The organism is Bacillus xiamenensis (assembly GCF_000300535.1).
Classification (GTDB): Bacteria; Bacillota; Bacilli; order Bacillales; family Bacillaceae; genus Bacillus; species Bacillus xiamenensis.
In genome coordinates this window covers 201,877-213,959 of sequence record NZ_AMSH01000001.1, presented here as the reverse complement: position 1 = coordinate 213,959, position 12,083 = coordinate 201,877, and the positions used below count along the sequence as shown (strand labels likewise).

At 40.1% G+C, this 12,083-nt stretch carries 14 protein-coding genes; 8 read left to right on the top strand and 6 right to left on the bottom strand.

All coding sequences use genetic code 11. From position 1 onward, the window contains the following. Positions 1-157 precede the first annotated feature (157 nt). The gene (locus tag BA1_RS01065; protein WP_008354772.1) at positions 158-793 is read right to left on the bottom strand and encodes a DUF1054 domain-containing protein; all 636 of its coding nucleotides are present in this window, start codon (positions 791-793) and stop codon (positions 158-160) included. A gap of 288 nt (positions 794-1,081) precedes the next feature. Between BA1_RS01065 and BA1_RS01060 the strand changes: the two genes are divergently transcribed. Together BA1_RS01060 and BA1_RS01055 are read left to right on the top strand one after the other, a co-directional pair. Further along, complete coding sequence (locus BA1_RS01060; RefSeq protein WP_008354770.1) at positions 1,082-1,270, top strand: hypothetical protein; 189 nt, start codon at positions 1,082-1,084, stop codon at positions 1,268-1,270. Positions 1,271-1,403: 133 nt separating this feature from the next. After that, positions 1,404-2,210, top strand: coding sequence for an inositol monophosphatase family protein (locus tag BA1_RS01055; RefSeq protein ID WP_008354768.1), 807 nt, complete (start codon positions 1,404-1,406; stop codon positions 2,208-2,210). A 576-nt stretch (positions 2,211-2,786) separates the two neighbouring features. On the opposite strand, the gene BA1_RS01050 is transcribed toward BA1_RS01055, so the two are convergent. Both BA1_RS01050 and BA1_RS01045 read right to left on the bottom strand, forming a co-directional pair. Next, entirely contained in the window at positions 2,787-3,422 is a 636-nt protein-coding gene (locus BA1_RS01050) for a hypothetical protein (RefSeq protein WP_008354767.1), read from the bottom strand. A 274-nt stretch (positions 3,423-3,696) separates the two neighbouring features. Continuing rightward, positions 3,697-3,876 (bottom strand): DUF5325 family protein, encoded by a 180-nt coding sequence (locus tag BA1_RS01045; RefSeq protein ID WP_008354764.1) that lies wholly within the window; start codon positions 3,874-3,876, stop codon positions 3,697-3,699. A 113-nt stretch (positions 3,877-3,989) separates the two neighbouring features. Between BA1_RS01045 and typA the strand changes: the two genes are divergently transcribed. Beyond that, entirely contained in the window at positions 3,990-5,828 is a 1,839-nt protein-coding gene (gene typA / locus BA1_RS01040; protein ID WP_008354762.1) for a translational GTPase TypA, read from the top strand. Positions 5,829-5,925: 97 nt separating this feature from the next. Further along, positions 5,926-6,207, top strand: a complete 282-nt coding sequence (locus BA1_RS01035) for a YlaH-like family protein (RefSeq protein ID WP_051009092.1) — start codon at positions 5,926-5,928, stop codon at positions 6,205-6,207. A gap of 30 nt (positions 6,208-6,237) precedes the next feature. Here the strand turns inward: BA1_RS01035 and BA1_RS01030 are convergent, their stop codons facing one another. Together BA1_RS01030 and BA1_RS01025 are read right to left on the bottom strand one after the other, a co-directional pair. Then, positions 6,238-6,468: a YlaI family protein gene (locus BA1_RS01030; RefSeq protein ID WP_008354758.1), complete on the bottom strand. Its 231-nt coding sequence runs from the start codon at positions 6,466-6,468 to the stop codon at positions 6,238-6,240. 103 nt (positions 6,469-6,571) lie between these two features. Then, on the bottom strand, positions 6,572-7,189 hold the full coding sequence (locus BA1_RS01025; RefSeq protein ID WP_008354755.1) for a YhcN/YlaJ family sporulation lipoprotein: 618 nt from the start codon (positions 7,187-7,189) through the stop codon (positions 6,572-6,574). A 140-nt stretch (positions 7,190-7,329) separates the two neighbouring features. Here BA1_RS01025 and BA1_RS01020 point away from each other — a divergent pair, with 140 nt between their 5' ends. Then, positions 7,330-8,652 (top strand): PhoH family protein, encoded by a 1,323-nt coding sequence (locus tag BA1_RS01020; RefSeq protein WP_034738124.1) that lies wholly within the window; start codon positions 7,330-7,332, stop codon positions 8,650-8,652. A 15-nt stretch (positions 8,653-8,667) separates the two neighbouring features. On the opposite strand, the gene BA1_RS01015 is transcribed toward BA1_RS01020, so the two are convergent. Continuing rightward, entirely contained in the window at positions 8,668-9,150 is a 483-nt protein-coding gene (locus BA1_RS01015; protein ID WP_008354751.1) for a hypothetical protein, read from the bottom strand. A 120-nt stretch (positions 9,151-9,270) separates the two neighbouring features. On the opposite strand from BA1_RS01015, the gene glsA reads away from it, so the two are divergent. The 3 genes from glsA to ftsW all read left to right on the top strand — a co-directional run bounded on the left by glsA (position 9,271) and on the right by ftsW (position 12,022). Further along, on the top strand, positions 9,271-10,200 hold the full coding sequence (gene glsA, locus BA1_RS01010; RefSeq protein ID WP_008354749.1) for a glutaminase A: 930 nt from the start codon (positions 9,271-9,273) through the stop codon (positions 10,198-10,200). Between the two features lie 122 nt (positions 10,201-10,322). Continuing rightward, on the top strand, positions 10,323-10,604 hold the full coding sequence (locus BA1_RS01005) for an Fpa/YlaN family protein (protein ID WP_008354747.1): 282 nt from the start codon (positions 10,323-10,325) through the stop codon (positions 10,602-10,604). Between the two features lie 206 nt (positions 10,605-10,810). Then, on the top strand, positions 10,811-12,022 hold the full coding sequence (ftsW, locus tag BA1_RS01000; protein WP_008354745.1) for a putative lipid II flippase FtsW: 1,212 nt from the start codon (positions 10,811-10,813) through the stop codon (positions 12,020-12,022). Positions 12,023-12,083 lie beyond the last annotated feature (61 nt).

Below are 12,083 nucleotides of genomic sequence, written 5' to 3'. Positions count from 1 at the left end.
GTTACACAATAAAGTCACATTCTCTCCTCTCCTTTAGTCATCCTTCCTAGACTGCAAAGGTTTTCATGTCACACTAAAAAGAGGACAAAGGGCTAAAATCAAGATCATTTTAGCCCTTTGTCAATAATCTGAAACGAGCCGACATAGGCTCATTTTTTTATACGGATTCTTTTTGTGTAAAGCGGTATAGATAAGTTAACGTTCGGAAGGCATGTTCGATCTTTGATAGGAATTCTTCATTATTCATTTGAACGACCTCTTCCCGGGGCAGTTGGATGCCGCAAAGGAGCTCCGCTTTCTTGACGGTTTGAACACGTTCAAACAGTGTTTTCAGCTGTTCAGCATCAAGTTCGCTGTGACGGAGTACATCTGGTTTCATATGATCTTTAGACCAAACAAAGTCTTGCGGAATCTTCTTTTGAATCGTGTCCAGCTCTTTTTCGAATAATTGCCCATACTCACCTTTCACTGGAGATTCATAAATGAGCGCAAACCATACAAATACATGAGTTTTCCAAAGCCCAATTTGAAAATGAGGGAGCTTTTTATACCCTCGTTTGCTGTTTGCAAAAGCAACCCACGTATCATTTGGCGGGTTGACTGATCTTCTCGCATGCTTTGCGACGTGAACAAACATTTCGTCTCCTGTAATAGAAGAAAGAAGCGGTGCAAAATGTTCACCAAGTGCCTCAAGCTTTGGTCGGACTCTTTCTTTTAATACGGTCATCCGTTCATCTAACCCGTCAACTGTAAATGTTTCAAAATCTTCATCTCTAAAACGCATCTCAGCCATGTTATGCCTCCTGTATCTTTTCGCTGATCATATTTTATCATAGCTTGAGTCAAGCTCAAAAAAAGATGCACTGCCAGGTCAAAGTTGACGGAGGACAGGGTGCCGGAGTTTAAACATATCGAATTTGTGGTACATAACAAATAGGTAAAGACACAATTTTCAGAATGTCGTTGCGGTTATGCGATCGCTTCATACGATATAAGCAAGAACCATTTCTCTTATCGATTGAATTTTTTATCAATGAAAACTGACAAGGAATGAATCATTCTCTGGAAGGGGCGTTGACCAATGAAGCAAATCGTGAAGCCTGGGTATAGACAAGAGAAGAAGAATCGCATCGCTGTGTGGAGATTAGAGGTTGACTATGAGCTTTCTACGCTTCATGAAGCCATCGAGCAAAAAGATGATATCCAAATTGAACGCAGCAAACGAAAGCTTGAGCGCCTAAGAAAAGAATGGGAGCAGCTCCAAGGGTAAAACAAGGGGAGGTAAAAACGAACCAAGTCATCGGTTCGTTTTTGTATGAAGCTGCTTTTTTCTTGCTTTTACGTACATAATATCAGTATGCTAATACAAATAGGTACTACATAGAAAAGAGGTTTACAGTCTGATGACAAACTGGGTGGAAATTGACCGTCTTGCAAAGCTTTGGGTGAAAGAAGCGGGAGGCCGCATTAAGGCATCCATGCAGGAAGGTCTATCAATTGAAACAAAATCAAATCCAAATGATCTTGTCACAAACATCGATAAAGAAACAGAACGTTTCTTCATTGAAAAGATTCAGTCGACATTTTCAGATCATCACATTTTAGGAGAAGAGGGCCAAGGGGAAGAGGTGACCTCTCTTGACGGGATTGTCTGGATCATAGATCCAATTGATGGCACAATGAACTTTGTCCATCAAAAACGAAATTTTGCCATTTCAATTGGGATATTTGAAAATGGTGTGGGGAAGATTGGTCTTATTTATGACGTCATTCATGACGAACTCTATCATGCGGTCAAAGGAGAAGGGGCCTACATGAATGATATTTTACTTCCGCCTTTAAAAGATGTTGCCATTGAAAAGGCCATTGTTGGTATTAACCCGACATGGGCGATTGAAAGCCCGCATTTTGACGCCAAGCCATTTGCCCGTCTCGTACGCGACGTCAGAGGGACACGAACGATCGGATCAGCTGCGCTTGAGCTTGCTTATATTGCAAGCGGCAGAAGTGACGCATATGTCACGTTAAGGCTTGCGCCGTGGGATTATGCGGCCGGCTGTGTGCTCTTGGACGAGGTAGGGGCTGTTTATTCAAACATTCACGGTGAACCACTCACCTTCCTAGATAAAAATAGCATTGTTGCCGGAAATCGATCCATTTGTGAAAAAATCTTGCATGATTACATAAAAGGAAGCGGAAATAAAAGATAAAACAAACCATCACTTCATTCTAATGGAGTGATGGTTTTGTTTGATATAAAACTTTTTGATAAGAGAAATGTCCATACGATTGAAACTTTAAATTGATGTTAAGGCTTGTGAACAGATGTTTGATTTGCTTAGTGAGGTATCCTCTGATTTTATTTCAAGTGAATACAACAAAACATTCCAAAAAGATTAAATAGAATGTCCTCAAATTAAGAGGCATTCAAGGGCTATCTTAGAAATTGCAAGTGAAAGCACTTTTCTTCAAGTTAGATGAGAGTTGAAATGAACGATACATTGGGTGGAGTTTAAAGTGAGTGATGAATGAATCCTCTATATAGAAGGAGCTAGTGAATAAACAAGTATATTGACATGTGAAAATGTTATCATCTTTATCGAGAAACGAAAGGGACGATTCCTCTCATGAAGATGCTGGATGACCATGGATCAAAAAAGAAAGTTCGAAATGCGCTACTATAGAAAGCTGTTATTACGGGCGGGTATCGTATACGTTATCATGCTCATTATATATTGGATAAAATAAAGAACCCCCATCTGGATGAACCAGATAGGGGGCTAAGATTAGCTTAATTTTTCTTTAGCCATTTGAACGGCATCAAAGAAAGTTTTAAGTTGGTCTTGAGGGAATTTTTTGATTAATTGGTTTAAAACCATTAATTCAGTAGAGCTGAACCCAAGACTTTTTGCGATTTTTTGATCAATGACAACATTTCCTTTTTTGTCAAGAACGATAGCGTCTCCAGCAAGATCAGCAAGTCTGATCGCTGAGTTGAAAAACTTTTCAAATTTAGTCGCTTCTTCTTGAGTAAGACCAAGTTCAACAGCTTTCTTAGCATCAAATACTAACTTTCCTTTTTCGTTTTTAGAGATACTTTCACTGAAAACGATTGTAAGAACAGCTGCACGATCTAAGAATTTCTCAGCAGCAGCAGCTTCTTCTTCAGTAAGACCAAGCTCAACAGCTTTCTTAGCATCGAATGTGTAAGTATTGTCTTCCTCGATAAATGAATTAACGAGGATACTAATAACACGCTCGTTCTTCTCCAATAAATCTTTAATAATTTGTTGCTGCTCAAAAGGAATCCCTTTGAAAGTTGCAGCACTTGCTTGCCCAGGAGCTACTGTTGTGAAAGTAAAAATGATAGCTAAAGCGAAAAATACAACAGAGCTGAGCGATTTGCTCAAAAACTTCTTCATGCTTCTTTTCTCTCCCTTTTCTGTTAAATTTTGTTGCAAGAACAGCATACCATGAGAAACTTTGTGGAAGAATAGGAAAAATGTAACTTTATGTTTGAATTTGGAGAACTATAAAAGTTCTTGTCGAAAAATGGAAGAGTTCAGATTGCTTACATTTGCCAACTATATATGAAGTTTTTAGTTGAATCATCAGGATTACATAGGTGGTTTGTCTTGATTTCATCCAAAATAAAAAGCCTTCTACATGTAGAATGTAAAAGGCTTTTGATAAATTTTATGATGGTACGTTTAATTTTCTTTTTAATGTAAATCCTGTACCCATGAAAATCATGGCAAACACAATACTTAGACATGTGCCCAGTACGTTTTTTTCTGCAACAGATACCCCAATAAACGCCATACTGACGACTGCAAGTAATGCACATAATAATAGAAGCCATTTGATTTGTTTCATTTGTCTCCATCCCTTTTTTTATAGTTAATATAAGTTTACAGAAAAACGATCGGCATTTAAAGGGGATTGTGATATAATATGAAAGTTATCTAATTATTTTAGGAGATGAAAATGTGAAACTTCGAAAAGACCTTCGCAACATCGCAATTATTGCCCACGTTGACCATGGTAAAACGACGCTTGTTGACCAATTGCTCCATCAAGCTGGTACTTTCCGTGCGAATGAAAATATCGCTGAGAGAGCCATGGATTCAAATGATTTAGAGCGAGAACGCGGTATTACAATTTTAGCTAAAAATACTGCGATCCATTATAAAGATACACGCATTAATATTTTAGATACACCAGGACACGCCGATTTCGGTGGTGAAGTTGAGCGTATCATGAAAATGGTAGATGGTGTACTTCTCGTTGTGGATGCATATGAAGGCTGTATGCCTCAAACACGCTTTGTGCTGAAAAAAGCACTTGAGCAAAACTTAACACCAATTGTTGTTGTCAATAAAATTGACCGTGACTTTGCACGTCCTGCTGAAGTAGTCGATGAAGTCATTGACTTGTTCATTGAACTGGATGCAACAGAAGAACAGCTTGAATTCCCAGTTGTGTATGCATCAGCAATCAATGGTACAGCAAGTAACGATGCAAGCAAGCAAGATGAAAACATGGAATCGCTGTTTGAAGCGATTGTCAACCACATTCCAAGCCCAATCGACAACCATGAAGAGCCGCTTCAATTCCAAGTGGCACTACTTGATTACAATGATTATGTTGGAAGAATTGGAATCGGCCGTGTATTCAGAGGAACCATGCAGGTTGGCCAGCAAGTTGCTCTAATGAAAGTAGATGGAAGTGTAAAACAATTCCGCGTGACAAAGATTTTTGGTTTCCAAGGGTTAAAACGAGTGGAAATTAACGAAGCGAAAGCTGGAGATCTTGTCGCTGTATCTGGTATGGAAGACATCAACGTCGGTGAAACAGTTTGCCCGGTAGAACACCAAGAGGCACTGCCGATCCTTCGTATTGATGAGCCGACACTTCAAATGACATTTGTTGTCAATAACAGCCCGTTTGCAGGCCGTGAAGGAAAATACGTGACATCACGTAAAATCGAAGAGCGTCTAGAGCAGCAGCTTCAAACAGACGTAAGTCTTCGAGTAGATCCAACGAGTTCACCTGATGCTTGGGTTGTATCTGGACGCGGGGAGCTCCACTTATCGATTCTGATTGAGAATATGAGACGTGAAGGATTTGAACTGCAAGTATCGAAGCCAGAAGTTATTGTAAAAGAAGTGGATGGTGTTCGATGTGAGCCTGTAGAACGTGTTCAAATTGATGTGCCAGAAGAGCATACTGGCTCTGTCATGGAATCAATGGGCGCAAGAAAAGGTGAAATGATTGACATGATCAATAATGGTAATGGTCAAGTTCGCCTGATCTTTACAGTTCCATCACGTGGTCTAATTGGATATACAACTGAATTTCTTTCATTAACTCGTGGTTTTGGTATCTTGAACCATACATTTGACAGCTACCAGCCAATGCAGTCTGGTCAAGTCGGCGGACGCCGTCAAGGTGTACTTGTTTCAATGGAAACAGGTAAAGCGACTGCTTACGGAATCCAAGGCGTTGAAGAGCGCGGTGTGATCTTCGTTGAGCCAGGTACTGAAGTATATCAAGGAATGATTGTTGGTGAGCACAACCGAGAAAACGATCTTGTGGTCAACGTGAGCCGTATGAAACAACAAACAAACGTACGTTCAGCGACAAAAGATCAAACGGTTAGTATGAAAAAACCACGTATTATGTCACTTGAGGAATCTCTTGAGTACTTAAATGAAGACGAATACTGTGAGGTTACACCTGAATCTATCCGTCTAAGAAAGAAAATCTTAGATAAAAACGAGCGTGAGAAAGCAGCGAAGAAGAAAAAGCTAGCAGGATTATCTTAAACCCATGAAGAATTAAAAAAGATAGAACCCTGAAAGATAAGGGGAGGGAATCTTTTTGAATGATCAGGAAGTAAGTGAGAATCTATCCTTTTTCGCGATGCTCTTTCGTGTCGATGAAAACCCGCAAACAGGGATGTGGCTTCTGTATGGCACCATCCTTGTTTTAGCGATTATTGTTTTTAAGCTCGGCTTTGCTAGACGCTTACCGATTTTAAAAGCGCTCGTCATTTATTTGTTTTTGATTTTTGGCTGCACGTTCCTCACCTTTCTAGGAATCTTCTTGCCAGTAGCAGAAGGCCTAGTTGTGGCAGCTGCCATTTTAATTATTTATAAAATAAGGCTGCATCGTGCGAAAAAAGAAGGAACAGTGAGTACGTAAAAAAGACCTGAACATGTGTCAGGTCTTTTTTTATGTCTTTTGTTCTTTTTTTTCTTTTTTCTTCTTTTTATCTTTCGTCGCAGGATCTTGATAAAGAGAGAATCTGCCGGTTTTGATGCGTGCTTCTGTCTTTACTTTAATTCTTTCTTGGCAGTCATCGCACATATATGTATGAATCGGTCGATTTCTTAACCGCTTAGCAACGAGTGTATCATCATCAATGGTTTCAAGCTTTTCACATAATGAGCACTTCACTCTCATCATTTTCACCTCACTTTAATGCATTTATTATAGCATGTTTTCTAATCCACTTGAAATCAGTAGAGAAAACGGCTTATATCCCAGGAGATATAAGCCGTTTTCATTATTTTTTCTGATTCATATGATGGTTTGATTGATCATTTTGATTTTTTTCTAACTGCTTTTGATCTTGTTGTTTGAGCTGATCATTCGGCTCATTTGTTGGATCTGTTTCGTTACGGTCGATTTCATTTCGAGGCATCTCTGGCATAACGCGCCCAACAATGGCTGCCAGTTCATCCATAATCCCGCTTACGGGACGGCCTGCTTGAATTTCCTTGCCCATTTCCTTTAAACGGCTCACTGTATCTGGATCAGCGACCACAACAGCATTCGCACCATCTGGATCATTCTTCAGTGCTTTAGCAACTGAATATTTAATGGTTTCTACTTTGCTTCTATCTAAATCATCCTTTACATCAATGCCGACGACAGCATAGCGGCCGATTACGATGGCTGTAGCATCATTTACATCTGCTACGTGCTCAGTCACATTCACTAGATGCTGCGCCACATCTGTTGATGGGCGGGCTTGATCGGGGTTTTTCTTGGATGAGTCTGATACGCGTACTAAGTGCTGGTTTCCGTTTTGCTGGTCTTGAGCCAAAGGCTTCTCCTGGTGCTGGCAAGCGCCTAAAAAAAGAATGGTTTGAATCATGAATAATGTAAAAAATAGTCGCATGTGTATTCCCTCCTTCACAAACTGCATGATTTATTTTATTGTTGAATTAACCTTCTAACTTTATTCATGAAAACATATATTTTAACAATCGTTTTTGGAAAGACAAAGATGAATGAAACCCCGATCAGGAGGCGAAGGACCTGAGTAAAATTTATGTATTAGACACAAATGTGTTATTACAGGATCCGAATTCAATCTTTTCATTTGAAGACAACGAGGTTGTGATTCCGGCCGTTGTGTTAGAAGAAGTAGACTCTAAAAAAAGATATATGGACGAGGTTGGGCAAAATGCACGGCGCGTCTCACGTTTAATTGACGGATTGAGATCTAAAGGAAAACTACATGAAAAAATCACGCTGGAGTCAAAAGGAACGCTGCGTATTGAACTGAACCACCGCTCTTTCCATGAACTTCAAGAAATTTTCATCGAAAAAACAAACGATAATCGGATTTTGGCTGTTGCAAAGAATTTGAGCTTAGAGGAAGAAACAAAGCCGCATGGCCGGCCGGTGATTTTGGTCAGCAAGGATGTCTTAGTTCGAGTAAAAGCGGATGCGATTGGTCTGCAAGCAGAGGATTTCTTAAGTGATCGTGTGCTACAAAACGAAGACATTGATAACGGCTATCATGAGCTCTATCTTCCAACTGAGCAGTTGAATACATTCTATAAGCAAAATCAATTACCTATAAAAGACGTCACCAATGCCCGGTTAAATCCGCATCAATTTGTCATTATGAAGGGAAATGAAGGCGGTTCTGCTGTGGGCATGCTTGATCAAAAAGCAGAATATGTAAAGCGGCTCATTTATGATCAAGAACATATTTGGGGAATTCGCTCAAAAAATGTCCAGCAAACGATGGCGCTAGAGCTGCTTTTACGCCGCGATATTCCGCTTGTGACACTTATCGGAAAAGCGGGAACAGGCAAAACGCTACTTGCACTCGCTGCTGGATTAATGCAAACAGAGGACCTCGGGATGTTTAAAAAGCTCATCGTGGCCCGCTCTATTGTTCCTGTCGGGAAGGACCTCGGCTACTTGCCAGGCGAAAAAGAAGAGAAGCTCAGACCATGGATGCAGCCGATCTATGACAACCTGGAATTTTTATTTAATACAAAAAAACCTGGGGAACTCGATGCGATCTTAGCGGGGATCGGTTCAATCCAAGTGGAAGCTTTAACGTATATTCGCGGGAGAAGTATTCCGGATCAATTTATCATCATAGACGAGGCGCAAAATTTAACAAAGCACGAGGTGAAAACGTTATTAACACGAGTCGGAGAGGGTAGTAAAATTGTGCTGATGGGAGATCCAGAGCAGATTGATCACCCTTATTTAGACAGCTTCAATAATGGGCTCACATATGTCATTGAGCGCTTTAAAGGCCAGCAAATATCTGGACATGTCAAGCTTGTCAAAGGAGAAAGGTCTGGACTTGCACAGCTTGCAGCTGATTTGTTATAGTCCAGACCCGCCATCTTATGTAATGATTAACTCTTTGACTCCTTTAATTGGTTGAGTGATGTTGGACTGATCCGCGAAATAGACGTGGATTGGTCCTTTTTCTGTGATAGGCTTTCCGTTTTGACTGAAATGGGCAATGCTTTCCATCGCCTTAGCGAGAGGCGCAGCAATCGTTTCTGTTTCTGTGACAAATTCACACGTCTTCGCTTCTTCAAACGGTTCTGCATTTTTCAGCATGTCGCCAAGCTTCATACCAAAGCTGCCTGTGACGAGTCTTTCTTTTTCATACTTCTTCTCTGTTTTTAATGTAGGCGGAAGTGTTTGACCTTCTCTTATGACCCGCTCTTGATCAAGCTCGTGATCCAGCTGAGTATCTTCACTTGCTGCACCTTTCTCAAAAAATGAATCCATTAAAAACTTGCGGTCATCAAAAATCCATACACTTGGATCAATGGTGATCTTGTACCGTACGTTCCCCTTGATTTGAATAATGCTCATGTTCAAGACAACCCCTTTCCACCTTACATTATAGAAGTTTTCACATGCTTTGTCACTTTCATAAACATGCATCTCCTTGTACACACTAATCTTACATGAAAGTGAGGGAGGATATTGAGCATGGCATGTCGTGACAATGAAGAACTTCAGCGATTTGTAGAAGAAGCAAAAAAAGTAGCCAAAGATGGCAAAGTAGCATCCTATATTCCTGCTCTCGGTAAAGCGGATCAGACGGATTTATCTGTGGCTGTTTATCATGTAAGTAATACTTGCCACTCAGCAGGGGATGTTGATAAACGGTTCACCTTGCAAAGTATTTCGAAAGTATTAGCTCTGGCACTCGTGCTCTCAGAAGAAGGGCCCAAAAAAGTGTTTCAATATGTTGGCCAAGAACCGACAGGCGATCCATTTAATTCGATGATTAAGCTTGAGACAGCAAGCCCCAATAAGCCGCTCAATCCAATGATTAATGCAGGAGCGCTGGCCGTCACAAGTTTAATAAGAGGTGCAACGCCGCAAGATCAGCTCAACCGCTTGCTCGCTTTTATTAGAGAGCTTGCCAATGACAAAAGCATTACATACTGCAAAGAAACAGCCGCATCCGAATTTGATACATCAATGATTAACCGAGCCATGTGCTATTATATGAAGCAATATCATATCATTAAGGGAAATGTAGAAGATGTCATGGACGTTTACACGAAACAGTGTGCCATCGTGATGAACAGCTTGGATTTGGCGAAAGTGGCTTGTGTTTTTTCATTAGACGGCAGGCACCCAGAGACTGGGAAGCAAATCCTTTCAAAAGATGTCGCTAGAATTTGTAAAACCTTTATGGTCACTTGCGGAATGTACAATGCAAGCGGAGAATTTGCCATTAACATTGGAATTCCCGCCAAAAGCGGTGTTTCAGGTGGTATTATGGGGGCAGCGCCATATGATTTTGGTATAGGTATTTTCGGACCTGCTCTGGATGAAAAAGGGAATAGCATTGCGGGTATTAAGCTGCTTGAGCTCATGAGTGAAAAATATGAGATGAGTATCTTTTAATGACGAATGGCTTCTTTTTATTTTTACAAAGCGAACTGTACAAATCTGCTTGCAATTTTGGGCGTTTCGCTTTATGATAAATAGAAGAATTAGGTACTCGCCTGGGGAACGGAGGGATACTTTTGGCGTCAGAAATTTTAGTCGATCATCGGCAAAAAGCACTGGCTTTATTAAAATTGGATGCAGATAAAATTTTAAAATTGATCCAAGTGCAAATGGACAACTTAACGATGCCGCAATGTCCTCTTTATGAAGAGGTTTTAGATACTCAAATGTTCGGATTATCGAGAGAAATTGATTTCGCTGTCCGGCTTGGATTAGTTGATCAACATGAAGGCAAGAAACTACTCGATAAGCTTGAGAGAGAGCTTTCCGCACTTCATGATGCGTTCACAAGAAAATAATGATTGAAAACTCAAACTTCCACCACATAAGTTTGAGTTTTTTTGTCCGCCATTTTATTTTGATTGATGGCAAACGGACTTGATTCTCTCATGAAAGACGAACAATATAAAAGAGGTAAAACGAGATCAAACGGAGAAAATGTAGTAGAATAAGAACAGCTAAGAGGATATACAACAGTAGAAATAGACGTTAGGAAGAGGATTATATGTTAAAGAGAATGCTAAGATCGTATGACTACTCATTATTGTTCGCCATTATATTAATTAGCGCATTCGGTTTGGTGATGGTGTATAGCTCAAGTATGATTACTTCTGTTATCAGATATGATGCCGCTCCAGATAATTTTTTCAAGAAACAGCTTTTATTTATGATTGTCGGGGCGGTCATCTTAATCTTTACAGCCCTCATTCCGTATCAGCTGCTCTTAAATAAAAAGTTCCAAATTGTGATGCTTTTGCTAGCTGTGTTTTCTCTGATTTATGTGTACTTTGGCGGTCACATTGCAGGGAATGCCAGAAGCTGGATCAAATTAGGCCCTTTTAGTCTGCAGCCAGCGGAATTCGTAAAAATCGTCGTCATTATTTATCTTGCTGCTGTCTATGCCAAAAAGCAGCATTATATTGATCATATTTTAAGAGGAGTTACACCTCCAATTGTGGTTGTCTCCATCCTATGCGGATTTATTATTTTACAGCCAGACTACGGGACAGCTTTTATCATCGGCATGATTGCCCTGGCGATGATTTTATGCTCAGGCTTTAGCGGTAAAACGCTTGCGAAACTGTTAGCTCTATTTAGTGCAGTGATGGTCGTTGTGACGCCGTTTATTATTCTTTTTTGGGATAAAATTTTCACGCAGAATCGTCTTGGACGTTTTGAGAGTTTCCAAGATCCATTTAAAGATGCAGGCGCTTCTGGGCACCAATTGATTAATTCATATTATGCGATTGGATCAGGCGGCTTTTTTGGTCTTGGTCTTGGAGAGAGTGTTCAAAAGTATGGGTACCTTCCAGAGCCTCATACAGACTTTATCATGGCGATCATATCGGAAGAGCTTGGCTTTTTCGGTGTATTTTTTGTTATTGCTCTGCTTGGCTTCATTGTCGTGAAAGGTTTTTATATTGCAAGAAAGTGTGAAGATCCGTTTGGAAGTTTGCTTGCAATAGGAATATCTTCAATGATTGCGATTCAAACGTGTATTAATTTGGGCGGTGTTTCAGGACTTATTCCAATTACTGGGGTCACACTTCCGTTTATCAGCTACGGTGGGTCCTCTATTATTTTACTGAGTGGATGTATGGGAATATTGCTGAATATCAGCATGTTCACTGAATATAAAGAGCGTTATAAAAAGAAAAAATCAATCAGCAAACCATCGATTCAAAAAAGTGGAATGCAGAAAACTTCGAATCTTTAGAAAACAAAAGTGTACAGTTTTCATTTCTTCCTTTATTATAAGTACATATAAAATTTTAAGG